The 25872-nt window shown below is 65.6% G+C and carries 24 protein-coding genes, 1 pseudogene and 1 riboswitch; of the genes and pseudogenes, 10 read left to right on the top strand and 15 right to left on the bottom strand.

The features are described from left to right. The first annotated feature begins 39 nt into the window (after window positions 1–39). Both HAP54_RS10070 and HAP54_RS10065 read left to right on the top strand, forming a co-directional pair. Window positions 40–492: a MarR family winged helix-turn-helix transcriptional regulator gene (locus HAP54_RS10070; protein ID WP_166307649.1), complete on the top strand. Its 453-nt coding sequence runs from the start codon at window positions 40–42 to the stop codon at window positions 490–492. A gap of 273 nt (window positions 493–765) precedes the next feature. Then, complete coding sequence (locus HAP54_RS10065; protein ID WP_166299690.1) at window positions 766–2334, top strand: CYTH and CHAD domain-containing protein; 1569 nt, start codon at window positions 766–768, stop codon at window positions 2332–2334. A gap of 87 nt (window positions 2335–2421) precedes the next feature. Here HAP54_RS10065 and HAP54_RS10060 read toward each other — a convergent pair whose 3' ends face one another. After that, window positions 2422–3645: an MFS transporter gene (locus HAP54_RS10060; protein ID WP_166299688.1), complete on the bottom strand. Its 1224-nt coding sequence runs from the start codon at window positions 3643–3645 to the stop codon at window positions 2422–2424. A 170-nt stretch (window positions 3646–3815) separates the two neighbouring features. Here HAP54_RS10060 and HAP54_RS10055 point away from each other — a divergent pair, with 170 nt between their 5' ends. After that, a complete protein-coding gene (locus tag HAP54_RS10055; protein WP_166299686.1) occupies window positions 3816–5063 on the top strand; it encodes a hypothetical protein in 1248 nt (415 codons plus the stop codon). A 166-nt stretch (window positions 5064–5229) separates the two neighbouring features. Here the strand turns inward: HAP54_RS10055 and HAP54_RS10050 are convergent, their stop codons facing one another. The 3 genes and pseudogenes from HAP54_RS10050 to HAP54_RS10040 form a co-directional block, all read right to left on the bottom strand. Then, on the bottom strand, window positions 5230–5403 hold the full coding sequence (locus HAP54_RS10050) for a hypothetical protein (RefSeq protein ID WP_166299684.1): 174 nt from the start codon (window positions 5401–5403) through the stop codon (window positions 5230–5232). Window positions 5404–5516: 113 nt separating this feature from the next. Then, window positions 5517–7466, bottom strand: a pseudogene (locus HAP54_RS10045) (TonB-dependent receptor); the annotation flags it as partial. 6 nt (window positions 7467–7472) lie between these two features. Next, complete coding sequence (locus HAP54_RS10040; RefSeq protein WP_224741309.1) at window positions 7473–7784, bottom strand: hypothetical protein; 312 nt, start codon at window positions 7782–7784, stop codon at window positions 7473–7475. Window positions 7785–7893: 109 nt separating this feature from the next. After that, window positions 7894–8091, bottom strand: a riboswitch (cobalamin riboswitch). Window positions 8092–8203: 112 nt separating this feature from the next. On the opposite strand from HAP54_RS10040, the gene HAP54_RS10035 reads away from it, so the two are divergent. The 3 genes from HAP54_RS10035 (at window position 8204) to HAP54_RS10025 (ending at window position 11105) form a co-directional block, all read left to right on the top strand. Then, the gene (locus HAP54_RS10035) at window positions 8204–9247 is read left to right on the top strand and encodes a FecCD family ABC transporter permease (RefSeq protein ID WP_166299682.1); all 1044 of its coding nucleotides are present in this window, start codon (window positions 8204–8206) and stop codon (window positions 9245–9247) included. After that, window positions 9244–10017 carry an ABC transporter ATP-binding protein gene (locus tag HAP54_RS10030; RefSeq protein ID WP_166299680.1) on the top strand — a complete coding sequence of 258 codons (774 nt, stop codon included), beginning with the start codon at window positions 9244–9246 and terminating at the stop codon, window positions 10015–10017. The genes HAP54_RS10035 and HAP54_RS10030 overlap by 4 nt, the downstream gene beginning before the upstream one ends. Window positions 10018–10301: 284 nt before the next feature. Then, window positions 10302–11105 (top strand): ABC transporter substrate-binding protein, encoded by an 804-nt coding sequence (locus HAP54_RS10025; protein WP_166299678.1) that lies wholly within the window; start codon window positions 10302–10304, stop codon window positions 11103–11105. A gap of 169 nt (window positions 11106–11274) precedes the next feature. On the opposite strand, the gene HAP54_RS10020 is transcribed toward HAP54_RS10025, so the two are convergent. From HAP54_RS10020 to soxX, 8 genes are all read right to left on the bottom strand, one after another. Further along, entirely contained in the window at window positions 11275–12315 is a 1041-nt protein-coding gene (locus HAP54_RS10020; RefSeq protein ID WP_166299676.1) for an MBL fold metallo-hydrolase, read from the bottom strand. Between the two features lie 310 nt (window positions 12316–12625). After that, entirely contained in the window at window positions 12626–13081 is a 456-nt protein-coding gene (locus HAP54_RS10015; RefSeq protein WP_166299674.1) for a hypothetical protein, read from the bottom strand. After that, window positions 13078–14826, bottom strand: coding sequence for a thiosulfohydrolase SoxB (gene soxB, locus HAP54_RS10010; protein WP_166299672.1), 1749 nt, complete (start codon window positions 14824–14826; stop codon window positions 13078–13080). The genes HAP54_RS10015 and soxB overlap by 4 nt, the downstream gene beginning before the upstream one ends. Before the next feature lie 183 nt (window positions 14827–15009). Continuing rightward, window positions 15010–15312, bottom strand: a complete 303-nt coding sequence (locus HAP54_RS10005) for a hypothetical protein (RefSeq protein ID WP_166299670.1) — start codon at window positions 15310–15312, stop codon at window positions 15010–15012. After that, the gene (soxA, locus tag HAP54_RS10000; RefSeq protein WP_166307646.1) at window positions 15309–16118 is read right to left on the bottom strand and encodes a sulfur oxidation c-type cytochrome SoxA; all 810 of its coding nucleotides are present in this window, start codon (window positions 16116–16118) and stop codon (window positions 15309–15311) included. The genes HAP54_RS10005 and soxA overlap by 4 nt, the downstream gene beginning before the upstream one ends. A 110-nt stretch (window positions 16119–16228) precedes the next feature. Continuing rightward, the gene (gene soxZ, locus HAP54_RS09995; RefSeq protein ID WP_166299668.1) at window positions 16229–16540 is read right to left on the bottom strand and encodes a thiosulfate oxidation carrier complex protein SoxZ; all 312 of its coding nucleotides are present in this window, start codon (window positions 16538–16540) and stop codon (window positions 16229–16231) included. Window positions 16541–16569: 29 nt separating this feature from the next. Beyond that, entirely contained in the window at window positions 16570–17064 is a 495-nt protein-coding gene (gene soxY, locus HAP54_RS09990; RefSeq protein ID WP_029083590.1) for a thiosulfate oxidation carrier protein SoxY, read from the bottom strand. A 32-nt stretch (window positions 17065–17096) separates the two neighbouring features. Then, window positions 17097–17387, bottom strand: a complete 291-nt coding sequence (soxX, locus tag HAP54_RS09985; RefSeq protein ID WP_166307643.1) for a sulfur oxidation c-type cytochrome SoxX — start codon at window positions 17385–17387, stop codon at window positions 17097–17099. Window positions 17388–17804: 417 nt separating this feature from the next. Here soxX and HAP54_RS09980 point away from each other — a divergent pair, with 417 nt between their 5' ends. Then, window positions 17805–18479 carry a DUF938 domain-containing protein gene (locus HAP54_RS09980; RefSeq protein WP_166299666.1) on the top strand — a complete coding sequence of 225 codons (675 nt, stop codon included), beginning with the start codon at window positions 17805–17807 and terminating at the stop codon, window positions 18477–18479. Window positions 18480–18485: 6 nt separating this feature from the next. Here the strand turns inward: HAP54_RS09980 and HAP54_RS09975 are convergent, their stop codons facing one another. Further along, window positions 18486–20555: a prolyl oligopeptidase family serine peptidase gene (locus tag HAP54_RS09975; protein ID WP_166299664.1), complete on the bottom strand. Its 2070-nt coding sequence runs from the start codon at window positions 20553–20555 to the stop codon at window positions 18486–18488. A gap of 109 nt (window positions 20556–20664) precedes the next feature. Beyond that, entirely contained in the window at window positions 20665–21537 is an 873-nt protein-coding gene (locus tag HAP54_RS09970) for a protein-L-isoaspartate O-methyltransferase family protein (RefSeq protein ID WP_166299662.1), read from the bottom strand. Between the two features lie 78 nt (window positions 21538–21615). Here HAP54_RS09970 and HAP54_RS09965 point away from each other — a divergent pair, with 78 nt between their 5' ends. From HAP54_RS09965 to HAP54_RS09955, 3 genes are all read left to right on the top strand, one after another. Next, complete coding sequence (locus HAP54_RS09965) at window positions 21616–22107, top strand: type II toxin-antitoxin system HicB family antitoxin (RefSeq protein WP_166213483.1); 492 nt, start codon at window positions 21616–21618, stop codon at window positions 22105–22107. Between the two features lie 294 nt (window positions 22108–22401). Beyond that, on the top strand, window positions 22402–23646 hold the full coding sequence (locus HAP54_RS09960; RefSeq protein ID WP_166299660.1) for an MFS transporter: 1245 nt from the start codon (window positions 22402–22404) through the stop codon (window positions 23644–23646). Between the two features lie 200 nt (window positions 23647–23846). Beyond that, window positions 23847–25061 carry an MFS transporter gene (locus tag HAP54_RS09955; protein WP_166299659.1) on the top strand — a complete coding sequence of 405 codons (1215 nt, stop codon included), beginning with the start codon at window positions 23847–23849 and terminating at the stop codon, window positions 25059–25061. A gap of 281 nt (window positions 25062–25342) precedes the next feature. Here HAP54_RS09955 and HAP54_RS09950 read toward each other — a convergent pair whose 3' ends face one another. After that, window positions 25343–25837: a VOC family protein gene (locus HAP54_RS09950; RefSeq protein WP_166299657.1), complete on the bottom strand. Its 495-nt coding sequence runs from the start codon at window positions 25835–25837 to the stop codon at window positions 25343–25345. Window positions 25838–25872 lie beyond the last annotated feature (35 nt).

Here is a 25872-nt window from a genome sequence, read left to right as displayed (position 1 = left end):
ATATCGCATTGCGATATAATTACAAGCGGGAGACATCGAATGGCAGCGTTGAAAAGGCCTGCGAAATCGCCGGCCAGGAACCGGAAGCGGGTTCCCACCCAGGCCGATTACGAGGCGCTGTCGCAGTTCCGCTATTTGATCCGGTGTTTTCTGGAGTTCAGCCAGGACGCCGCGAAGGCCGAGGGGCTGACGCCGCGGCAGCATCAGGCTCTGCTGGCGATCAAGGGGTATCCGGGTGGCGGGCCGGTCACGATCGGCGATCTGGCCGAGCGGCTGCGGCTTCGTCACCACACCACGGTCGAGCTCGTCGACCGGCTGTCCGAGGCCGGATTGGTCGAGCGCGTGCTCGATCCCGCCGACCAGCGGCGGGTGTTGCTGAAACTAACCGGCCTTGCGGCCGATCATCTCGCCGAACTGTCTGCGGTTCATCTCGACGAGCTGTCGCGGATCGAGCCGTTGCTCAAACAGGTGCTGTCGCGGCGGTCGGGCTGACCGCGTCGCATGCACAACGCATCGCGCGTCAGGCGCGCGGTCCCGGCCTGATATCGCGGAACCTGTTGCTTGCGTTGATGAACAAGCATCGAAAACGCGTGGCACGCGTTTCTCGCTCTTGGATGGCGGCGCAACCCACTTCAACTTCACCGCGTGAATTTAGGTACAATTCGTCGCAATGCACGCTGTCGTGCAAGGGTACGCCTTGTCATTGTCATGAAACCTTCATACACCAAGCTGGGGGCGATATCATTGAATGAGCGGCAGCCGGTCGTGATCGATGCGGGCACTGCCATTGCCGTCGGGCATGGCGATCAGGCGGAAATCGAACTCAAGCTGCTTGCGCCGCAAGGAAGCCTCGAAAAACTGCGCGAGGCACCTTGCATCGTGCAGCATGCGCGCAATCGCGGCGCGTTTCACCGGCTGGAAACGGTGTATTACGACACGCCGGAGCGACTGCTGTTTCAGCATGGCATGTCATTGCGCGTGCGACGCAGCGGCAAGACCTTCATCCAGACGCTGAAGCTTTCCCCCAACGGCGCGCAGCCTCTGATGCGACGCCAATGGGAAGCGCCGGTTGAAAGCATCGCCCCTGATCTGGCGCGACTCCCCGTCGACGAGGTCGGCGATCCCCTGGCGGCGCTGAGTAACGACGCGCTGGTGCCGGTTTTCGCGACCAAGGTGCGCCGGCACGCACGGCAGCTCGATCTGCCAGATGCGTCGGTTGAAGTCGTCTTCGATGAGGGGACGATCGAGGCCAATGCGCGCCAGGAGGTCCTGTCGGAAATCGAGCTTGAACTGAAGAGCGGCAATGCCGGCGTCCTGTTCGATCTCGGAGCGCAGTTGCTCGACGCCGCGCCGCTGCAGATTGGTACGCGCAGCAAGTCGGAACGCGGCTATGCGCTTGCGTTTGACGTCGCGCCATCGGCAGCGAAAGCCGAGTTGTCAGGCGTTACCGCGGAGCTTGTGGTCGACGACGTCATCGCACTGCTGGTGGGCTCCTGCTGGCACCATCTTTTGAAAAACCACGCGGTGGCCGAGCAGGGATCGGACCCCGAAGGCGTGCACCAGATGCGGGTGGCCTTGCGGCGCTTGCGGACGATCTGTGCGCTGTTCCGGCGCGACATTCCGTCGCCGGCATTTCTGGCGGTCAACAGCGAAGCAAAATGGCTGATGCGGCAACTCGGCCGGGCCCGGGATTGGGACGTCTTCGCCAAGGAGACGATCGCCCGCTTGGCCCGCGCGGCTCCGGATATCGACCTGGATGGCCTCCGCCAGGCGGTTGAACAGCAGCGGAAGTCGAGCTACGGCGCCTTGCATGGCGTTCTGGCCGATCCCCGTTGCAGCCGCTTCCTGCTCTCGCTGGGGCAGATGGTGGAACGCCGCAGCTGGCGCAACGAGATCGACAGCGAAGCGCTGGCCGTCCTGTCGCAACCAATGCCCGTGCTCGCCGACAAAATTCTGGAACGATTGCATCGCAAGACGTTGAAGCGTGGTGCGCGGTTCCGGCGGCTCGATATCCATGCGCAGCACAATCTCAGAATCAACCTCAAGAAGCTGCGCTATGCGGCGGAATTCTTCCTGCCGCTTTATGCCGCGCACGCGCCGGCGAAGCGCTACGTGAAGCGGCTCGCCGGGCTGCAGGCCAGTCTCGGGCGGGTGTGCGACATCGGAAGCACGCGCATGCTGCTCCATGCCATCCGGCAGGACGACCAGCCTGCGCTCCATCTCGGCATCGGCGCGATGGCCGGCTGGCTGGCCCGCGATCAGATCGCGGTGGCGAAGACGCTGCGCAAGAGTTGGCGGCGGTTCAAGACGACGCCGGCATTCTGGGGCCGGTGAGTTTGGCAGCGGCAGTCATCGGCCGCGCCTCGCCTGGAGGGTAGCGCGATGCGCGGTGAGCCTGCCGCGCCGGCTTGCCCTAACGGGCTACGCCCGGATTGTAGCCTCGGAGGCCTGCGGCTTGCGCTCGGTGACCAGCGCCAGCAGCACGGTCAGCACCATGAAGCCCACCGAGGCGCCGAACACCCAATGCGGCATGTGCTGGTCCATGATCCAGCCGAACAGCAGCGGGCTGACGATGCCGCCGAAGTTGAAGCCGGTGGAGACGATGCCGAAGGCGCGGCCGGCAGCGCCGGGAGGCGCGGCGTTGCGCACCATCATGTCGCGGGACGGCGCGATCACGCCGCCAAGGAATCCGGCGAGCCCCATCGCCAGCGTGAGCAGGACGGGCGGCAGGTCCATCAGCGCGATCAGCAGCACGAGCACGGCATTGATCGCGAAGCAGGCCGCCGCGACCTGGCTGTGACGATGGGTCCAGTCGGCGAGATAGCCGCCCGCCAGCACGCCGGCGGCGCTGGCGCCGAGGAACGCGGTCAGCGCGATATTGGCGGTCGAGAACGACGCGCCGTAACCGCCCATCAGCGCCACCACGCCAAAATTGTTGATGCCCGAGGTCGAGAGGCTGAGCAGTGTGAAGAAGGCGGTCAGCACGATCAGCGCCGGCGTGATCACGCTGGCCTTCGGCGCATTGTCGTCCTTCGCCTTGTTCTTGTTGGCGCCGGCATCGGGAATGCCGAGCACGATCAGGAACAGAGCCACCAGCGGACCGACCGCGCCGGCCACGATCAGCGCGCCGAGGCCGCCGATCGAGGCGACCAGCGCCGCCATGATCGCGGGCGCGACCGCGCCGCCGAGGAAGCCGGCAAAGGTGTGGATCGAGAAGGCGCGGCCCATCCGCGCCTCGTCCATATGGGCCGAGAGGATCGCGTAGTCAGCCGGATGATAGACGCTGTTGGCAAGCCCAAGCAGCACGGCGCAGACGATCAGCGAGGTATAGCTGAGATGCAGGCCGAGCCCGATCAGCGCACAGCCGCCGATCGTCAGCCCGATCAGCAGGATCTTGCGCGCACCGATATGGTCGGCGAGGTAGCCGATCGGCGCCTGGGTCAGCCCGGAGACCACCGCGAACACCGTCAGCGCCAGGCCGAGCTCGACATAGCCGACGCCGAGCTGCTGCTTCTGGAACGGGAACAGCATCGGCAGCACGAAAATATGGAAATGGCTGACCCAATGGGCGACCGAAATCCCCGTCAGCGTGCGCACCGCGCTGTCGGCTCTCGCTTGCTGCGGTGCGGCCAGAACGTCGACCATTTTTGAGACAACCCTTTTCCCAACGCCCGGCAGGGCGCGCCGAAAATAGAGGCTGGCTGCTAATTGTCCATGAACGCGCCTGCATGGCTGCCCCCGGCGTGGGCGTGCCGGATCGACACATGCGGCATTAATGGCGGCGACAAAGCGTGGCGGCGCGGCGATGATCGGTCATGATCGACGCCAAAAAGCCGCTCCGGGTGCTCGTGTCAGAGGGCTCCAGCACCTCAGGCCGCGAGGCGATCACGATCCTGGGGCTGGCCGGCCATCACGTCGAAATCTGCGATCCCTCGCGCTGGTGCCTGGCGCGCTATTCCCGCTTTGTACGCAAGTACCACCATTGTCCGCCGCTGCGCACCGATCCGGCCGGCTTCCTGCGCTTCGTCGAGCGTCTGTTGGCGTCGCGGCATTTCGATGTGCTGTTGCCGATCCATGAACAGGGATTCTTGTTCGCCCGCGCCGAGGGACGGCTGCAACCGCGCGTGGGCCTCGCACTGCCGGATTTCACCAGCTATCGCGCCGTGCACAGCAAGGCGGGCTTCAGCCGTCTGCTCGACCAGCTCGGCCTGCCGCAGCCGCCGACCCGGATCGTGAACTCGGTCGAGGAGCTGCGCGACGGCCTGCGGTTTCCCTCCGTGGTCAAGACGTCGATCGGCACCGCGAGCCGCGGCATCTGGTTCGTGCGCGACGCCAACGACCTCCATCGCGCGCTTTACGATCTCGAATCCGCTGGCGATTTTGCCGGCGAGGTGCTGGCGCAGGACCTCATCACCGGCACCGTCGAGAAGGCGCAATCGGTGTTTTGCCGCGGCACTCTCATTGCCTTCCACGCCTACCGGCAGATCGCGGCCGGCGTCGGCGGCGGCGAGGCGATCAAGGAGAGCGTAAGCCGGCCGGCGATCCGCGCCGCACTCGAGACCATCGGCGCGCATCTCGGCTGGCATGGCGCGCTGTCGGTCGATGTCATCATGCCGCTCGACAGCGCAACGCCGCTTTTGATCGACTGCAACCCGCGGCTGGTCGAGCCCATGAACGCATACCGGTCCGGCACCGATCTCGTCGACCTGCTGCTGCGCGTCTCGCTTGGCGAGACGCCGGCTCCGCTGGCGGACGGGCGCGCCGGCGTGCGGACCCATCTGGCGATGCAGGCGCTGCTCGGCAGCGCGTCGCGCGACGGCACAAGGCGCGAGCTGATCAGGGAATGCGGCCGCATCGCCGCGGGTGACGGTCTCTATCGCGGCAGCACGGAAGAGCTGACGCCGGTGCGGCTCGATTGGCTCAGCGCCGCGCCGCTGGCGATGACCACGGCGCTGCTGCTGGCATCGCCGCAGATCGCATCATCGCTGGCGCGCGGCGGCTTTGGCGCGCATCTGCTCGATCGCGGCAGTATCAAGGCGATCGAGAGTGCGGAGTTTTGCTGACCCCATTCTCGTCGTCCCGGGCAAGCGAAGCGCGACCCGGGACCCATAACCACTAATGATGATTGTTGCGGCGCGCTGGGTCCACAGCGCGCTTCAACAACTCGGCCCCGTGGTTATGGGTCCCGGCTTTCGCCGGGACGACGCAGGGATGGATACCGTTCATCCCTCACAACGGCTCGTCGTCATTGCCATAGCGGTCGATCTTCGGCGTGGCGATGTCGCCATCCTCGTCATACTCGTCGTCCGGCGGCGCGGCGGGTGGCGGAGGCGCCCTCGACTTTTCGTCGGACTTTTTGCTGGGCTTGTCCGCGCCCTTGCTCGTCTTTCCGGCCTTGCCCATGCGTTTCCCCTGCGCGGGTTAAATCAGCTACCGGAATTCTACCCCAGTTTGCGGGCGCTTGTAATGGAGTGAGACGACGCGGCGGCGTCACACCCGTCGCGCCGGATCATGCTCTAAAACGTCGCGCCGGCCTTCACCATGTAGGTGCGGCCGGGGAGCGGATAGGCCGAGAAGCGGCCATCCGTGAACGAGCTCGCGATGGCGTAGTCGTAGTAGAGCGCGTTGAACAGATTGTTCACGCTGAGCGACCAGAAGAAGCGGTCAATTTGCCCGCTCAGCTTGATGTCGGCGGTGGCGTTAGCGGGAATCCGGGTCTGGGTGTTGGCCTGGTCGTTGTCCATGATGCGCGAGCTCCAGGCGCGCGCGGTGGCGTCGAACACCAGATAGTTCTGCCAGATATTCCAGGTCACGCCGAGACTGCCGGTGTAGCGCGACACCAGCGGCACGTCATTGCCGGCCCAGATGCCTTCGCGGAAGACCGCGCGGGTGATCGCCATGCCGCCGCGCAGGGTCACGCTGTCGGTGACCTTGAGCGAGGCGCTGGTCTCGCTTCCGTAGCGGCGGGTGGGGTCGAGATTGACGTTGTAGAACAGCATCGGGTTGAAATGGATCTCATTCTCGAGATCCATCAGATAAACGCTGGTCTGGACCTGGAAGCGGTTGGTCCTGACCCGGAAGCCGCCCTCGACGTCCTGCGACGTCTGGGTCTTGAGCGCAAAATTCTGCGCGATGGGCAGGAAGGTTAGCGGGTCGAATGACGGACCCGAGGCGACGCGTTCGTCGACATCGGGCGTGCGGAATGCGCGTGCGGCGCGGCCGAACACCGAGAATGTGTCGGTGAAGCGATGCTCGACGCCGACATGCAGCGCATATTGCGTCTCGTTGCCGTCGAGCGGCGACGCTTGCGTGTCGAAGGCGAACGGCGCATTCGGGTCGTAGCGATCACGCGCCGAGACGCTGGTATTCTGGACGCGTGCGCCATAAGAGAAGTCAGTGGTCGGCAGCAATCCGAGCGTGTGCTGCCAGTAGCCGGCCACGCTCTGCTGCTCGATATTGTAGATGTGGAAGGGGTCGACGCCCTGGAACGCGCCGCGTGCCTGACGGAACGTCGAATCGTAATAGTCGATGCCGGTGAGGATCGTCGACGGCATCCCCAGCATCACGTTCTTGACGGTGAGCCGCGGCGTCAGCGACCAGGTCTCCAGCGCGGCATCGTTGTAGGTCGAGGCGAAGCTGATGGTCGGTACCGTGCCGAAGAAGCCGCTTTGGGTATCGCGCTGCCGCCAGCCGCCGTCGACGATCAGGTCGACGCCGTTGATCAGCGTCTTGGTGAAGCCGGCGGTGACGCTCGCGGTCTGCTGGTTGGCATAGTCGAACGGCGTACTGCTGCCCCGGCGGTCGGTTTGCAGCTCGTTCACCCCGATCGACGGATCGACCAGCCGCCCGCCGGGCAGGCCGAGCTTCTGGTCGCTGCCCGTGACGGTCAGGAAAGCGGTGAGGTCGGGCGTGGTGTAGTTGACGCTGCCGACCGCGTTGCGCTGGTCGAGCGCATTGTTGACGCGGTAGCCGTCGGACTTGATGCCGTTGCCGTAGAACGAGGTGGACCACGGTCCCGCATTGAGCGCCGCGGAGACGGCGGCCATGCGGGTGTTGAACGAGCCAAATCCCGCCTCGGCTCTCATCGTCGTCGGCGGACCGCCGACGCCGGTCTTGGTGATGATGTTGACGACGCCGCCCACCGCATTGTCGCCGTAGAGCACGGCGCCGCTGTTGCCGCGCGTGATCTCGATGCGCGCGATCGAATCGAGCGGGATCGTGGTGAGGTCGAAGCCGGCCTTGTCGACGTCGTTGAGCCGGCGGCCATTGAGCAGGAACAGCGTGTTGTCGGTGGCGAATGCCCCGAAGCCGCGCAGGTCGACCGCGGTCTTGGCGCCGTTCGGCCCGCCATAGAGCGTTTGCAGCTGCACGCCCGGCACCTGCGCGAGGATTTCCGGCAACGACTGCACCGGCGAATGCGCGATGTCGTCGGCGGTGATCACGGCCGAGGACGATCCGACAATGCCGGCGAACTAGCGACCGCCGCTGGTGCCGCCCGTTCCGGTGGCCGTGCCTGTCCCTGTGGTGCCCGATCCGCTTCCGCCGCCTACATTGGTGCTCTCTGCGGTGCCCGGCGCCGGACGGCGCGGTGCCGGCGCTTCGTCCGCAGCCGGCTTGGCGCGCGTGACGTTCTGGTCGCCCGGCTTGGTGACTTCGATCGCTGGTAGCTGATCGGGAGCAGGCGCCTGCTGCGCCCGCGCGGCGGAGACAATAAATACAGGCGCGAGCATCGTCGTCGCGAGCAGCAGCGTGCGCCGCCAATGGTGGAATGGGTAGGACAACATAAGCGAGACCTCGGTAACGTCAGTGGCACGTCACCGCGAACCAGTCTCACCATCGTGCTAACAGCCTCAGGTGAAGCTCATGCCTGTACTCCCCGACCGGCATCTTCGCGTGTGACCACGGCTGACGGCAGGTCTCCTGGCTCGCGGGTCGTTACCCTTCGTCGCCTTCCCAGGACCGAGATTCCCAGTGGCCTGTGACGAAGGATTCACCGCATACAGTTGCGGGGGCAGCCGCGGCCTTGGGGAAGTTTCCCCGCACCGCATTCCCTTTTCATCTCATGAAAGAACCGTCATGTTCATCTAGGGTTCGGCCGGGCAGCAAAGTCAATCCGGCGGAAGTCGGGCGGCGGTCAGACGGCCACGGTTTTTATCGAGTGTCGCTTGTCTGCCACGGCGATCGCTGTAAGAGCATGGATCCAATGAGCGTGCAGGATTTTGCCTTGGCGGCCGAGGTCGCCGCGCGGCGCCGATGGGGCGCCACCGCGGCGCTGCTCGCGCTTGTGGTCCTGCTGTGCGTGATCTCGCTCGGCATCGGGCCGGTGCGGCTGTCGCCGCTCGCGGTGATCGAGGCGCTGTTCGGCGGCGGCAGCGACGTGGCGCAGGTGATCGTGCGCGAGATTCGCCTGCCGCGCACCATTCTCGCGTTCGCGATCGGCGGCATTCTCGGGCTGTCAGGCGCGGCGCTGCAGGGCCTGCTGCGCAATCCGCTGGCCTCGCCGTCGCTGTTCGGCGCGCCGCAGTCGGCGGCGTTCGGCGCGGTGCTGGTGATCGCGCTCGGCCTGGCCGATGTGCGCTCCTACGCGTTGCCGGTGGTCGCGATCATCGCCGCGTTCGGCTCGGTGTTCGCGCTGCTCGCGGTCGCCGGCCGCAATGCCGGGCTGCTGATCCTGATCCTCGCGGGGCTCGCGATCTCGAGCTTTGCCGGTGCTGCGACGGCGCTGGTGATGAACCTCTCCAGCAATCCCTTCGTGGTGCTGGAGATCGCGTTCTGGCTGCTCGGCTCGCTAGAGGACCGCAGCTTTCAGCATGTGGCGCTGGCGCTGCCCTTCATCATCGCGGGTGCCGCCATCCTGCTGAGCCAGGCGAACGCGTTCCGCGCTCTGACGCTCGGCGAGGAGGCCGCGCAGAGCCTCGGCGTCGATGTCGGGCGGCTGCGGCTCTTCGTGATCGCGGGCGTTGCGCTCGGCGTCGGCGGCGCGGTCGCCGTGACAGGCACGATCGGCTTCATCGGGCTCATCGCGCCGCATCTAATGCGTCCCCTGATCGGTCACGATCCGGCGCGGCTGCTGGTGCCGAGTGCGCTCACCGGCGCGGCGCTGCTGCTCGCGGCCGATATCGCGGTGCGCATCATCGCCTCGACCTCCGACATCAAGGTCGGCGTGCTGACCTCGATCATCGGGGTGCCGTTCTTCCTCTATCTGATCATGCGCGAACGCCGCGCGCTCGGTGGAGGCGTGGCATGAGGCTGCTGTCCGCAACCGGTCTCAGCGCTTCGCTCGGCAGCCGCAAGGTGCTGCACGATGTCTCGCTGTCGCTGGCATCAGGCCATCTGGTCGCGCTGGTCGGTCCGAACGGCGCCGGCAAGACCACGCTGTTGCGCGCGCTCGCCGGATTGATCCCGTCCGACGGCGAGATTCGGATCGGCGGCGATGCGCTGGCGGCGCTATCGCTGCGCGAGCGCGCGAAACGTTTTGCCTATCTGCCGCAGGGGCACATGGTGCATTGGCCGCTGCCGGCGCGCGATATCGTCGCGCTCGGCCGCTATCCGCATGGCGCGACCGATCCGGCGCGGTTGTCGCCAGCGGACATCGAGGCCGTGCTGCGGGCGATGCAGGCGGTCGACGTCACTGAATTCAGCGACCGCCGTGTCACCGAGCTGTCCGGCGGCGAGCGCAGCCGCGTCGCGCTGGCGCGGGTGCTGGCGGTCGAGGCGCCCGTGATCCTCGCCGACGAGCCGACCGCGTCGCTCGATCCGCGCCACCAGATCGATGTGATGCAGAAGCTGCGCAACATCGCCGACACCGGCGTGCTGGTCATCGTGGTGACGCACGATCTCGGGCTCGCGGCGCGCTTTGCCGATCACGTGCTGGTTCTGGCGGAGGGCCGGCTGGCGGCGCAAGGCGCGCCTGCGGAAGCATTGTCGGAGGCGGTCCTCGCCAGCGTGTTCCGGGTCAGCGCCTACCGCGCTGAATTTCAGCGCGAGGCCGTCATCGTGCCGTGGGCGGACGTGTGATGCGCATGCGGTGCCGCCACGGACGCGCTGCACCTCTCCCGCTTGCGGGGGAGCATAGGCCGCCTTCGGCGGCCGTTCTTAAGAAACGCCGAAGCGAGGCTTCGGCTGTGTCGCATCGAAAGATGCGATGCGGGCGGGGGCTTTCTCCACTCGAAGAGTGTTCATTGCGGCGCTACCCCCACCCCAACCCTCCCCCGCAAGCGGGAGAGGGGGCGCACCTTTTGCGTGTCAGCCATCTCGCTCGGCTCTGCTTTTTGCTGACGCTCTCCATTCTTGCTGGGCTCATGTCCGCCAGTGCCGCGTCCGCCGCCGGACCGCGCATCGTCTCGATGAATGTCTGCAGCGACCAACTCGTGCTGTCGCTGGCTGATCCCGACCAGATCCTCGGGCTCAGCCGTTTCTCCCGCGATGCCTGGCAATCCTGGGCCGCCGAGAAGGCGCGAAGCTTTCCGCGGCTGTCCGGCGAGGCCGAGGACGTGCTGCTGCTCAAGCCGGACCTCGTCGTCGTCAGCCTGTTCGACAAGCGCGCGACGCGCGATCTGCTGAAGGCGAAGGGGCTGCATCTCGTCGAGTTCACGGTGCCGCGCACGCTCGACGAGGTGAGGGAGCAGATCCGCGCGATGGGCGAAGTGGTGCAGCATCCGGATCGCGCAGAGGCCGTGATCGCGCGCCTCGATGCGGCGATCGCGCGGGCGCGGGCGGTGGCCGACGGTCATCATTATCGGGTGCTGCCGCTGGAGCGGCGCGGCTTTGTGTCGGGTGAGAGCAGCCTGGTCAGCTCGCTGCTGGCGGCAACGGGTCTTTCCAACGCCGCCGGCGAGCTCGGCTTCGGCGCCGGCGGATTTGTCTCGCTGGAGGCGATTGTAAAACTGCGGCCGGATTTCATCCTGGTGGCGGAGGCCGGCGATCGCGCCGAGGATGACGGCCGCGCCTTCCTGCTGCATCCGGCGCTGGAGCGGTTCTATCCGGAGGGCAAGCGCATCGTGCTGCCGGAGCGGCTCACCGTCTGCGGCGGCGTGATGCTGGCGGATGCGCTGGATCGGTTGACGGCGGAGCTGCAGCGGGTAAGCGCCGAGCGCTCTAATTAACCCCGTCATCCTGAGGTGCGAGCTCTTGCGAGCCTCGAAGGATGCACGGCCCCGATATCACCAAATGCGCGCGGACACAGTGTGGCCGTCGACCCTTCGAGGCTCGCTTCGCTCGCACCTCAGGGTGACGGTAGATAATTTCGCGCGCGTTAGCGAAGAGCCTAGGGAATTACCCCATCACCACCGGCCCGCCGGCCTTCTTCCACGCGTCGATGCCGCCCTCGATATGCGCGGTGTTCGCCAGTCCCGCCTTCTTCGCGGCGGCCACCGCCATCGCCGAGCGTTCGCCGAAGGCGCAGAAGAACACGACGCGGCGGCCGGTCGCGGCGGCAACTTCGCGCAGCATGCCGCCGGGCTGCAATGTGGCGCAAATCCCGGGATAGGGCGCGTGCAGCGCGCCGGCGAGCGTGCCGTGCTTGGCCCGTTCGCCGCTCTCGCGCAAATCCACCAGCAGGATATCGGGCCGGCCGAGGCTCGCGATGGCGTCGCGTGCGTTGAGGGAGAGGCCTTCCTTGGCGAGCTCGTCCTGGTGCAGGCCGACATGCATGTTGGCGGGCAGCACGACATCCATCAGCTTCGGGTTCGGCAGATTGAGGTTGTTCATCAGCTCGACATAGTCGTCGATCGATTTGACCTGCAGCCGCGGATTGTAGCGCTTCTCCTCGCCGATCGTGGAGACGGTGTCGCCCTTGTAGTCATGCGCGGGGAACACCATGGTCTCCTCGGGCAGCCTCAAGAGGCGATTGAAGATCGAATCGTACTGGGCCCGCGCGCTGCCGTTCTGGAAATCGGTGCGGCCGGTGCCGCGGATCAAGAGCGTATCGCCGGTGAAGACGCGGTCGCCCATCAGATAGCTGTAGGAATCGTCGGTGTGGCCAGGCGTGTACATCGCCTCGAGGCAGAGGCCCTCGATCGTCACTTTGTCGCCGTCGGAAACGCGCATCGACACCACGTCGGCCTTGCTCTGCTCGCCCATGATGGTGATGCACTGGGTGCGGTCGCGCAGCTCGCCGAGGCCGGTGACGTGATCGGCATGCAGATGTGTATCGACGGCCTTGACCAGCCTGAGGTCGAGTTCCTGCAGCAGCTTGCAGTAGCGGTCGGCCTTCTCCAGCACCGGATCGAGGATCAGCGCCTCGCCGCCGGCGCGGCTCGCGAGCAGATAGCTGTAGGTGCCGGACACGCTGTCGAAGAGCTGGCGAAAGATCATGACGGCTTACCTATTCTCCGGGCCGAGTCACAGGGAGGATATTATTCCATAGATAGGGTCGATTCAAAGCAAATCCATCCCCGCGCGGATACGGGTCCCGTCACCCTGAGGAGCCGCGCAGCGGCGTCTCGAAGGGTGGACGGCCCGGGTCTTTCCGCGAGGAGAGCAAATGCGCGCGGAGACACCGGGGTCGTGCATCCTTCGAGACGCCCGCTGCGCGGGCTCCTCAGGATGACGGGCGTATGGTGCGCGATTGGGGGGGAGCGAACTTACGGCCGCACGTGGCTCCAGCCCTGCTCCTGCAACTCCGTCAGGGACGGACCAGCGTGTATCCGTTCTCGGTGAGGAGTAAAATTTGCGCGACGCCGACCTGCACCGGAGTGGCGGCTGCGATGTAGTCGGGCCGGTTGCCGGTGTCGCGCTCGATCGTGTCGACGGTGTTGAGGCAGATATCGACCCGCGCGCCCTGCGCGACCAGGCTTTCGACCAGCTTGCGGTTTGGGTGGTCGGGCTTGAGCAGCTCGATGCCCGGGCCGAAGGCGACGATCTCGACCGCGACCTTGTCGGGGTCGTAATGCTTCATCAGATTGTTGGCGACGCTGATGACGAGGCCCTGCTTCCTCGGATCATTGTCGGAGAGCTGCAGCACGATCTTGTGCTCGGCGAACGGCTTGTCCTGCAGCGGCGCCAGCTGGGCGCGGGCGAGCGGCGTTGCAAGCGCGAGCGCCGCCAGGCCGAGCGCTGCGATGATCGGGCGCCGCGTCATCCGAGCTTCGTCATGCCCGGGTTGTCGTCGACGCCCTTCAGCGTCACGCCGGGCTCGTCGCGGTTCGGCGGCCGGCCGGAGCGCAGGTGCTTGGCCACGACTTCCCAGATCGGCGCGCCGCTCTGCTGGTTGACCGAGGCCCAGCCCGCGACCTTGTAGTGCTTGCCGGCTTCGAGATGCTTGCCGTTGCCGAGCTTCAGCTCGGAAATGCGCTTGCCGACGGATTCGCCCGGCGTGCAGGCATAGGCGAGGCCGCCGACGCGGACCATGTCGCCGCCTTGCTGATAATAGGGATCGACGTTGAACAGATTGTCGCAGACGTCTTCCAGCACGTCCTTGATCTGGCCGCCGGTCATGGTGGCGACGTAGGTCTCGGGATAGGTGATCGCGGTTTCCGACAGCACGTCTTCCATGGTCAGCGGCTGGCCGGCGAGCGCGGTGAGGCCCCAGCGGAAACCCGGCGACAGCGCGATCTCTGCGTTGAGCTCGCTCAAGAGCGCGTCGCAGATCAACTGGTCGACGGTGCCGGAGAAATTGCCGCGGCGGTAGAGCAGGCGGTCGGCCGTGCCGAGCTTGTCGCTCCAGTCGTCGACATGCGGGTCGCGCATCTTGTCGATCAGCGTTTGCATCGCCGGATCGGGCTTCAGCAGTTCGGCGAACACTGGCAGCAGCCGGTAGCGGACATTGGCGACCTTGCCCTTGGCGAGGTCGAGATCGAGCACGCCGATGAACTTGCCGTTGGAGCCGGCATTGGTGACCAGCGTGACGCCGCCGGCATTGGTCACCGTGATCGGGATCGGGATCGCATCATGGGTGTGGCCGCCGAGGATGACGTCGATGCCGGTGACGCGGCTGGCGAGCTTGAGGTCGACATCCATGCCGTTATGCGACAGCAGGATCACCGCCTCGACCTTGTCGTTGTTGCGATGGCCATCGACCAGCTTTTGCAGCTCCTCGTCGCGGATGCCGCACTTCCAGTCCGGCGTGAAGCGCTTGGGATGCGCGATCGGCACATAGGGGAAGGCCTGGCCGATGATCGCGACGCGGTGCCCGCCGATTTCCCTTATGACAGACGGCTTGAACACGCGGCCCGAGGCCGGATCGAACGCCTTGGCGTCGTTGAACGCGGCTTCCTCGGTCAGGAACACGTTCTGCGCCAGGAACTCGCCCTTGAAGCGGGCGAGATTGTCGCGCAGCACCTCTTCGCCATAGGTGAATTCCCAATGCCCGGTCATCGCCTCGATGCCGAGCAGATTGGCGGCCTCCACCATGTCGGCGCCGTTCATGGCGTTGGCGAGCCCTGAGCCCTGCCAGAGGTCGCCGCCATCGAGCAGGATCGAGCGCTTCTCGCCGACATCGGCGCGCAGCTTGTCGACCAGCGTCTTCAGATGGGCAAAGCCGCCGAGCTTGCCGAAGCGGCCGGCGGCTTTCTCGAACTCGACGCAGGTAAAGGCATAGGCGTCGGCGCTGTCGGGCCGGATGCCGAAGCGGTCGAGGAACGCCTTGCCGACCAGATGCGGCGGCTGGCCGGCCATCGCGCCGACGCCGAGATTGACGCTGGGCTCGCGGAAGAACACCGGCTTCAGCTGCGCATGGGTGTCGGTCATGTGCAGGATACGGGCGTTGCCGAAGCGCTCGAGGTCGTAGACGCTGGCGGTATCGGCGCCGCGCGCAAGCCGGGGCACGCCGGCCGCAAGCGTCGCGGCGGCCGAAGCTCTCAGGAAATCCCGGCGGCGGATGATCATCACTCTCTCAGCACTTGGCTCGAAGTCACGCGGGCGGTGGTCGGGCTCTCTCCCCCCTTGCGGGGGAGAGTTGGAGAGAGGGGTGAGCCACGAACACCGCCCGTGCCACTTACCCCTCTCCCTAACCCTCCCCCGCAAGGGGGGAGGGAACCCTTTCGCCGGTGCCTCCCTAACTTTTGTGTGTTAGCGAATTTCCATGTCCTTCCAGCGTTCCTTCTCGCTGGTGGCCTGGAAGATCGATGCCTTTGCCAGTGCCTCGGCCTCCTTGGCCTGGGCGACGGCGGTGTCGAAATCACCAGCCTCACCGGCCTTTTTTGCGGCAGATAGCGTCGCGGCGGTGGTGGTCCACTGGTTGCGCAGGCTGCCTGCTTCCCTGTTGGCGGCTTCCGCCGCGGCATAGGCTGCCTTGTAGTCGGCCTCGGAGGCGGCGAGGGCGCCGGTTGCGGTCGCGAGCAGCAGGGCTGATGCTGCGAAGATGGTTCTCATGGCCGCGCTCCCGGCCCCGAAATCGGCAGGCCGTTGCTGACGTAGGACAGATAATATTCGAGGTTGCGATACTCGTCGTCCTGCGGATTGAGCGGCACGCCGCGGATCTGGCTGTTGCAGGTGGTGAAGCGGCGGCTGGTGGTGCCCATCCCTGACCATTCCGAGCGGTAGATCGGCATCGCGTTCAGGATGCCGAGCGCCGGCGCCAGCACCTCGGCGCGGATCCGCTCGCCCGGGCTCTGGATGTGGCAGGTGGCGCAGGAGAAATTGAGCTGGCCGCGGCGGGTGTAGAAATACTCCTTGCCCTTCTGATAGGCCTCCAGCGCGCGCGGATCGTTCGGGATCTTGATATCCATCGGCTTGCCGCGCGAGGTGAAGGCCATGTAGGCGGTGAGCGCCGCCATGTCGTCCTTCACATAGGAGAACGGCGCCTCGCCATTGGCCTCGCGGCAGCGGTTGAGCGCGAGCTCGAGCGTGACGACCTTGCCTTCCTTCTCGTCGAAATAGGGATAGTTCTGGCGGATGCCGATGCCCTGGTTCGGGAAGCAGTCGGCGTAGGTCTTGCCGTTCTTGAACGGCGTCGAGAACATCTCCTTGCCGGCTTCGAGCGAGAACTCGTAGGGCGGAAACTGCTCCTTCTCCTCCCACTGCTTGTTCAGGTCCTCGTTCATCGAATAGGGACCGTTGACGAAATCCTCGGGCTTCAGCTTGGGAAATTTGCTGGTGAAGAATTTCTGGAACGCGGCCTTGTCGGCGGCGGGATCGACGGTGTCGGCCGCGCGCACGGCCGGCGCGAGCGTCAGCATGCCGAGCGCAAGCGTTGCGACCAGATTTTTGTTTTGACGCGTTTTCTTCACGCGAACCGGCGTCCACTTCGCTCGAAAACGCTCTAGAGCGCGGATTGCGAGGCGCCGCGTCATTGGATCTTCGCCGTGGCGGTGTCGGTCGCGCCCTTGTTGTCGACCCAGCTGACCTTCAGATCGTCGCCCTTCTTGCCGCCCTTGAAGGCGAACTTGACATAGGGGTCCTTGGAGACGCCGCCGCCCCAGTCGGCGACGAACACCGGCTTGCCGTCATACGCGAAGGTCAGCACCTGGATGAAGTGCGGCGGAATGATCTCGCCCTTGGCGTCCTTGACGAAGCCGGAATCCATCGGATGCTGGATCAGCGCCTGCACCTCGGTGGTGTCGCCGTTTGACGTGGCGCGCACGCGAATGCTCGATGCCATCGGTTTGCTTCCTTATCGTTTGCGCGTGATCAGCCGCCGCAGCCGCCGACGGTGACCTTGATTTCCTTTTGGGCGCTGTAGAGCTTGCCGCCGGCCTCGACGATCACGGTGACGTTGCTGGTCTTGGCCATCTTGATGCGGTTGGCAACCGTCGGCAGCGTGCCGGCCGGAATCTTGTACGAGGCGACCAGCGAGATCGGGTTCTCGCTGACCAGAAACGAGATCGAGGTGACGTCTGATAGCGTCGTGGTGGCGGAGATCGGCACCACCGCGCCGTTCTCGGCGATCTCCGGCGCGTCCATCTTGACCTTGTCCGAGGGCTCGGCAGTCTTGCCGTAGAGCGCCTTGATCGCGTCGGCCTCGCTCTTCTGCTTGAACGCGTCTTCCGGATATTTGTCGTTGGCGGCGGCGAGCGCCTGCGGCACGTCGAACGGAATGACCCCAAGGCCGATCAATGCGGCGACGCCGGCGCCCTTCAGCAGCAGGCGGCGCGTCTTGAAGAATTCGCTGGTCGTGATGTTCATCGAAAAAATCTCCTCGAGCGGCGGTCGCGGCGTCACAACGTCTGCAGGAAGTCCACCACCGCGTTGATTTCCTTCTCGCTCAAAATCCGGTTTCGGCCGAACGGCGGCATCACGGTTTGCGGGTTGCGCTTGGTCTCATCGGTTACGATCGCGACCAGCTCATCGCGGCTGTATTTCGCCTTCAGGCCGGTCAGCTCGGGGCCGATCGTGCCCGGCAAGTCGCCACCCTTGATGACATGGCAGGTCAGGCAATTGCCCTTGCTGCGGTCGAAGGCGAGTTTCTGGCCCTCGGCGGCGGATTGGGCCTGCGCGGGCACCGCCATGGCGGTGCCTGCCAGCAGCGCCAGGACGAAGGCTGGCTTGGAGAAAGTGGCGATCAAGGACGTTTCCCGGGCTTCAATCTCGATGATCCCATCGCAATATAAAGAGTGGAAAGCACAAAGGCCATCGGCTGGCAATGTGGAGAATGGTTGCGTTGCGATGGGGTTAATGCACTTGCGGACAGTCAGCGCAGACGAGATTAGACCCGTCACCCTGAGGTGCGAGCGGAGCGAGCCTCGAAGGGTCGACGGCCCGACTGTGGCCGTGCATCCTTCGAGGCTCGCAAGAGCTCGCACCTCCAGCGACAAAGGCGAAGCCTTTGCGCGGGGATGACGGGTTGGGCGGTATGCGATGCGGGTTCCGCTCTTGCCGATGGCAGTTGCACGGTTCACAAGCGGCTGGCGTGAGGGAGAGAAGTGGTGGCGGAGTTCGTGGTGGAGTTCGGCAAGGATGGCCAGCCGGTCGAGGCGGACGGGCGGCTCGACGCGGCAGCGTTCCACCGCAACCATCAGCCGATCTGGGTGGTCCTGAAGCGCTTCCTCGCCGGCCAGTCCGGCGACGTGCTGGAGGCCGGTAGCGGCACCGGCCAGCATGTCGTCTATTTCGCGGGTCAGGCGCCTGACATCATTTGGTGGCCGAGCGACCTTCATCCGGCGCATCTGCGCAGCATCGCCGCCTGGCGCGCACATGCCGGGCTTGCCAACATCCAACCGCCGCAACCGATCGATCTGTCCGATCCGGCCTGGTCGCCGGCGCCATCCGACGGCGAAGGTCCGGACAAACTGCTCGCGATTTTTTGCGCCAACGTGATCCACATCGCGCCGTGGCGCGTGGCCGAGGGCCTGTTCGCCGGGGCCGCGCGGCATCTGCGCGCCGACGGTCGGCTGTTCCTCTACGGCCCGTTCAAGCGTGGCGGCAAGCACACCGCGCTCAGCAACGCCGTGTTCGACACCTCGTTGCGTGAACGCGACGCCGAATGGGGCGTGCGCGATATCGCCGAGGTCGAGAGGCTTGCGGAGAGCGTCGGGCTGAAGCTCGGCGGCGCCTTCGAGATGCCGGCCAACAACATGATCCTGATGTTCGTGCGCAAGTAGCCGCGCTCAGGCGCCGTTGTCGATCCAGCCGATCTTGTCCTTCAGGAAGGTGTAGCCGAGCGCGATGAAGGCGGCGCGTTCCTGGTTGTCCTTGCCGTAGCCATGGCCGCCGGCGGCGGGCTCGTAGAGATAGGCCTCGTATCCCATCGCCTGCAGCTTGGCCGTCATCTTCCGCGCGTGTCCGGGATGAACACGGTCGTCGCGCCTTGTGGTGGCGATCAGGATCGGCGGATAGTGCTGTCCTGACTTCGCCGCATGATAGGCCGAGTAGGTCTGCAACCAGTCCCACTCCTCCGGCTTGTCGGGATCGCCATATTCCGCGATCCAGCTCGCCCCGGCGAGAAGCTTGGTGTAGCGGCGCATGTCGATCAGCGGAATCGTGCAGAACAGGGCGCCGAACCGTTCAGGATAGCGCGTCAGCATGTTGGTGATCAGGATGCCGCCGTTCGATCCACCTTCCGCGGCAATCCGGCTGGCGCGTGTCACGCCGCGTCTGACCAGATCGGCAGCGACCGCGGCGAAGTCGTCATGCGCCAGCCGCTTGCCGGCATTGCGGCCGGCATCGTGCCAGCGTGTGCCGAACTCTCCGCCGCCGCGGATGTTCGCCTGCACCGTGGAGCCGCCGCGCTCCAGCCACAGCTTGCCGAGCGCCGAACTGTAATAGGGTTTTACGGCGAGACCGAAGCCGCCATACGCGCTCATATAGACCGGAGCGTCGCCGCTCTCGGTCGCAGGCCCGGTCTGCACGTAGGGGATGCGCTCGCCGTCGACCGAGATGGCCTCGTGCTGGGTGGTCACGAGCCCGTCGGCGGAGAACGTCTTCGGCGCCTGCTTCAACAGTGCCGGGCTCGCGACGCCGTCGACCAGCATCAGGGAGGGCGGCGTCAGCGGGTCCTGCACATTGGCCAGCATGTCGCCGTTGCTCTCGGACTCGTGCACATCGAGGCGCCAGACATCGACCACCCCGATCTCGGGAAGCCCTGGCAGATTCCGGCGGGTCCAGTCATTGGCCGAGGGTGTGCAGAGTTCGAAAACCGGTCGCAACTCATCCAGGATCGACAGCACCAGTACGCCGTCGGTCCAGAAAAATCCCTGCAGCGCGCGCCGCGCGCCCGGTTCGAACACGACAGTGAAATGGCGATCGCCTGCGAGAAAGGCCGACAGCGATATGCCGAGCACGGAATCGGCCGCATAGGTCTTCTCCGCCACGGTCCATGCCGAGCGCAGCTTGACCGCCAGCCAGTCCTGCTGCGCTTCGAGCCAGATGTCGGTCGGCAGATCGAGCTTGGTTTTCGCGCCGGTCTCGTCGCCGAGCCAGACCTTGAGATTGAAGAAGTCGATGCGATCGGTGAACCAGATGCGCGGACTGAGCCCAGTTCGGTCGCCGCCGCAGTATGCCGCCATATGGTCGGCGGGTACCTCGAAAATCACCGGAGCCTGTTCGACGGCCTCGCCACGGCGCCAGCGCCTGACGGTGCGGGCATAGCCGGAGGTCGTGGCCATGCCTTCGCCAACCACGCTCGCCAGCAGCAGCGTATCGGCATCGGCCCATTCGGCGCCACTCTTGGCTTCCGGCAGCACAAATCCGTCAACGACGAAGCTCTTCGCTTTCAGGTCGTATTCACGCAGCGTGGTGGCATCGCTGCCGCCGCGCGACAGACTCACGATCGCGCGCGAACCCGCTTCGGGAGGCGCATGGGTCCAGCTCAGCAGCCAGTCCTTGCTTTCCTCGCTGGCAAGCTTGTCGATATCGAGCAGAATTTCCCATTCGGGCTTCGGCGTGCGAAACTCCTCAAGCGTCGTCCGCCGCCACAGGCCGCGCGGATTGTTCGCGTCCTTCCAGAGATTGTAGAGCAGCCCGCCGCGGCGCGTGACGTAGGGGATATTGTCCGGACGGTCGTAGATCGCAGCCAGCAGGTCACGATCAGCCGCAAATCGCGCGCCGCCGAATTTTTGCAGCGTCAGCCGGTTCTGCCGTTCGACGAAATCGAGCGCGCGGCGCCCTTCGATATCTTCCAGCCACAGATACGGATCGTCATCGGGTGCGGCGAGGGTGGGCCTTTCGTCTGGGGACACAGCGCTGGCTCCGTGGACGATGAGAAGGGAGGCTTGACGATCATACTTGATCTACGCGGACGCCCGCTTGCTGTCCATTGCGGGTCGTGTGGCGAACGTCGTGTGCGGATCAACTATAGGCGAGGCACCAGCCATCCCCGCGCAGCCAGCAACGTTCGTCCGGAATATCGGCACCGCGATAGAGCCGCGTCACCTTTTGCCAGCCGCCGCGGGCGAAGGCTTCGGCCAACGCCTTTTCGGACGGTTCGTCACGGCCGCCGTCGCAAGGAATGATCGCGACCGGTGAGATCCAGGAAGCTTGATAGTCTGCTCCCTCGCGCCGGACGCGGAACACCGCACCGGATCGCGCCACCTGCTCCGGCGCGCCGCCCTTGAATCCCTGATCCGACGTCAGCGGCACGATCAGGCGACCGCCGTCGGCGAGGCCGTCGAGCCATCGCGCGGCAGGCCGGGTGCAGCCGGCGTTGACGTAGATCACGTCGGCCGAATCGAACGCGACAAGCGTGGCGTCGCCCTCGATGATCTCGACATTCCGGCAGGAAGCAAGATTGGCGCGGGCGCGTGCCGCAAGCTCCGGATCGTATTCGATGCCGGTCACGCGGCCGGTCGGTCCGACCAGATGCGTAAGGAGCGCGGTGTAATAGCCTGTGCCCGTTCCGACATGCACCACATGGTCGCCGGCGGCGGGCGCGGCCTGGTGCATGAGATGTGCGTGCAACGACGGCTGGCCGTTGTTGAGAAGGCGATCGGGCAGCAGCGCGACCAGATCGTTGGTGTAGAGATAGACCGGATCGGCATCGGGCGTCGGCACGTAGTCGCGGGTCCACCATCGCAGCATCATCCACGGTCCCGGCCCGACGAAGTCTTCGCGCGGAATGGCGGCAAAGGCCCCGGCTACGCGTGTGTCGCTGACGTTGGCGGCGGCCATGATCTGCTTGGCATAGGCGGCGCGGATGATGCGGAGTTCGGCCTGCCGGTCCATGTCTGCTCTCCTCTGCATTTAGTTGTGTTATTTGACTGGGGGTGTGTGAAATAGCATACCCTGATAATGGAGGCCAGAATGAAGAGACGGCTTTATCCGGCCGTGCTGGAGCGCGGGCCGCGCGGCGCGTTCGGGGCATGGTTTCCGGACTTTCCGGGCTGCGTTGCCGCGGGGCGATCGCAGGAAGACGCGATCGAGCGCGCCGAGCATACGCTGGCGCAGACCGTCGACGGCTGGGTCGAGCAGGGCAAGCCATTGCCGGAGCCGACCCCGATCGAGCGCATCGTGGCGCCGAAGGGCTCGGACGTCGCCGCCTTCTTCATGGTCGGCGTCGACCCGCCCGACCCGTCCGAGCGCGTCAACGTCTATCTGCCGAAGAGCCTCATCGCACGGATCGACAAGCATGCCGCCGGACTCGGCATGAGCCGTTCGAGCTTTTTCGGTTTCGCCGCGACGCTTGCGCTTGAATGGCACGTTCACAAGCCGTACCTCGTGGGGCCGCGCTCCAAGGTCCACAAGACCGGCGCGCTGCGCGCCGAGAAACGGCCGGGCAAGAAGCCGGCACGGTAGGCGTCGCTCGTCAAGCTCTCTCACCGTCACCCTGAGGAGGCCGCGCAGCGGCCGTCTCGAAGGGTCGACGGCCCGGCTGGTGGCCGTGCATCCTTCGAGGCTCGCTCCGCTCGCACCTCAGGATGACGGGACTGATAGAAGTGTCATCCCTGCAATAGCACACGAGGGCGGTGCGCTCTCTCGTGCGCCTCCCGCATGGCGTACGTCCGTTTGCGCCGGTTGATCGGCCTGCACCGGCTCTCCATAGTGCCGGCGATTGGAGGCTCCCGCCGGGGCTTCAGTGCGGGACGACCGATGATCGACGTGACAGCTGCTGACGAGACGAGCGACGACGCGCGGGCGCGCGGCAATGTGTGGCGGCTCGCGGCGGCGCAGGCGCTGGCCGGCGCCAATTCGGCCGTGATCTTCGCCACCGGCTCGATCGTCGGCGCGACGCTGGCGCCGAACGTTTCGCTCGCGACGGTGCCGCTCTCGATGTATGTGCTCGGGCTTGCCGCCGGCACGCTGCCGACCGGCGCGATCGCGCGCGTCTATGGCAGGCGCGTCGCCTTCATCGTCGGCACCTTCTGCGGCACGCTGACCGGCGCGCTCGGCGCCTGGGCGATCCTGCATTCGTCGTTCTGGCTGTTCTGCGGCGCGACCTTCCTCGGCGGGCTCTATGGCGCCGTCGCGCAGTCCTATCGCTTTGCCGCGGCCGATGGCGCCAGCGCCGCGTTCCGCCCCAAGGCGGTGTCCTGGGTGATGGCCGGCGGCGTGTTCGCCGGCGTGCTCGGGCCGCAGCTCGTGCAATGGACCATGGACATCTGGCCGCCTTATCTGTTCGCGTTCTCCTTCGTGATGCAGGCGCTGGTCGCGCTGGTGGCAATGGCCGTGCTCTCGGGCGTCGACGCACCGAAACCCGCGGCGGCGGATCTGCATGGCGGCCGCCCCTTGCTCGAGATCGCAAGGCAGCCGCGCTTCATCGCCGCGGCGCTGTGCGGCGTGATCGCCTATCCGATGATGAACCTGGTGATGACCTCGGCGCCGCTCGCCATGAAGATGTGCGGGCTGTCGGTCAGCGATTCCAATTTCGGCATCCAGTGGCACATCGTGGCGATGTACGGCCCGAGCTTCTTCACGGGCTCGCTGATCGCGCGGTTTGGCGCACCTCGTATCGTCGCGCTCGGGCTGGCGCTGGAGGCGGTGGCCGCGATGATCGGTCTGTCGGGTATCACTGCGCCGCACTTCTGGGCGACGCTGTTCGTGCTCGGCGTGGGCTGGAATTTTGCCTTCGTTGGCGCCTCCGCGCTGGTGCTGGAAACGCACCGGCCGCAGGAACGCAACAAGGTGCAGGCGTTCAACGATTTCCTGGTGTTCGGCATGATGGCGATCGGCTCGTTCTCGTCGGGCCAGCTGCTCGCCCATTACGGCTGGAACGCCGTCAACTGGGTGGTGTTCCCGCCGGTGCTGCTCGGGCTTGCCGTGCTGGCGCTCGCCTCATTTGCCAAGCGGCGGGCAAAATTGCGCACGGTGGAAGAAATCCCGAACCCGAGCCTCTAATGCTTCTTGTTTGAGCATGATCTCCGCGCAAACGCTTCGCGTTTGTCGCGAGGGAAAACCGCCGCGCACTTTTCCGGATCATGCTCCTGCTGCCAATTGCTGACACTTCGATCGGTTTCGAAATGATCGGCTTGCACGGCTGCTCACATCGTGGGAACGGACTACTCCGGCCATGACGATGTGAGAAACAAGAGCAAGAAATGGACGCATCATCGCCAACGCAATCAGACGAATCCTCGCTTGGTTACGAGGGCTGGCGCATCGTCGTGGTCTGCTTCCTGCTTGCGACCTTCGGCTGGGGATTGGGCTTCTACGGCCAGAGCGTCTATGTCGCCGAGCTGCAGCGGCTGCACGGCTGGCCGGCGTCACTGATCTCGTCGGGCACGACATTCTTCTACCTGTTCGGCGCTGCGCTGGTTGCCTTCGTCAGCGAGGCGATCAAGGCGTTCGGTGCGCGCAGCTGCCTGATCGCAGGCACCTTCGCGATGGCGGTCGCGGCTATTGCGATCGGCGAGGTGCGCGAGCCCTGGCAGCTCTATCTTGCCGATGCGCTATTGGCGTTCGGTTGGGCCGGCACCAGCCTCGGCATCATCACCAATACGCTCGGCCTGTGGTTCGACAAAAAGCGCGGCATGGCGATCAGCCTGGCGCTGAACGGCGCCAGCTTTGGCGGCATCGTCGGTGTGCCGCTGCTGGTGGCGGGGATCGGCGCGTTCGGCTTCTCCGGCGCGATGATCGCCGCCGCCGCGTTGCTCATCGTCGTGATGGTGCCGGTGATCCTGATCTTCGTCGGGCGCCCGCCGGCGCATCTTCACGCGGTGACTTCAGCGGCGGCCGATGCCCCGTCCGCGACACAGCTGCGCGCGCGGGCGCTGCGCGACATCCGCTTCCTCTCGGTCTCGATTGCCTTCGCGCTGGTGCTGTTCGCCCAAGTCGGCTTCATCGTCCATCTGATCGCCTATCTCGATCAGGTGATCGGTCGCGAGCGCGCCACGGTGGCGATGGCGCTGCTGACCGCGATGGCCGTGGTCGGCCGCGTCTCCTTCTCCTTCGTGATCGACCGGCTCAACCAGCGGCTGGCGTCGGCGCTGTCCTTTGTCAGCCAGGCGATCGCGCTCGTCGTCATCATCAACGTGCATAATGACCTCGCGCAGATCGCGGCCTGCGCGCTGTTCGGCTTCTCGGTCGGCAATCTGATCACGCTGCCGGCGCTGATCGTGCAGCGCGAATTCGACCCGCGCGCGTTCGGCGTGCTGGTCAGCCTGATCACCGCAATCAACCAGATCACCTATGCGTTCGGCCCCGGCGTGATCGGGCTGCTGCACGATCTCTCCGGCAGCTACACGCTGCCGTTCTATGGCTGCATCGGTCTCGAACTGATCGCGGCGGTGACGATCATGATGAAGGGGAAGTAGCCCGGATGAGCGAAGAGTAATCGGGACCGCTCGATCGATTGGCGAGAAAGCCGCAGATTGCGCTGCACTCCATCCGATCTGCCTTTCCACCTCCCCTTGAAAAGGGGAGGTCGCTTTGCTCGCAGAGCAAAGCGGGTGGGGATTTGCTCTCTCCACTTGCAGCAGAGCCCGCGGCTGACCCCCATCCCGACCTTCCCCCTTTCAGGGGGAAGGGGAATAAACATCTGTAGCCGGATGCGGCGAAGCGCGATCCGGGCTACGAAATTATCCGGGCCGCGGAATTATGCCGCGCGCTGCTTCAGCAGGTCCTCCAGGTCGAGCCGCCGTGTGAACATCGCGAGCTTGCCGTCGGCGCTGCGCGGCCATTCGGCCTCGGGCCGGTCCCAATAGAGCTCGACGCCGTTCTCGTCGGGGTCGCGCAAATACAGCGCCTGGCTGACGCCATGGTCGCTGGCGCCGTCGAGCTGGATGCCGGCGGACAGCACCCGATGCAGCGCGTCGGCGAGCGCCGGTCGGGTCGGATAAAGAATGGCGGTGTGGAACAGGCCGGTGGTGCCTGATGGCGGCGGGTGACCGCCCTTGCTCTCCCAGGTGTTGAGGCCGATGTGGTGGTGATAGCCGCCGGCCGAGATGAAGGCCGCGTCCGCGCCCAAGCGTTGCTGCAGCTCGAAGCCGAGCACGCCGCAATAGAAGCCGAGCGCCCGGTCGAGATCGGCGACCTTGAGATGGACATGCCCGATCCGCGTGCCCGCGACGATGGGAGGATTTTGCGGCATGTCGTGGCTCCGTTGGCGTTAATGCCTTGCCGTCA

This window comes from Bradyrhizobium sp. 2S1 (genome assembly GCF_011516625.5).
In the GTDB taxonomy this organism is placed as follows: Bacteria; Pseudomonadota; Alphaproteobacteria; order Rhizobiales; family Xanthobacteraceae; genus Bradyrhizobium; species Bradyrhizobium septentrionale.
The sequence above is the reverse complement of the archived record's forward strand: the minus strand, read 5'-3'. Positions and strand labels throughout refer to the sequence as shown.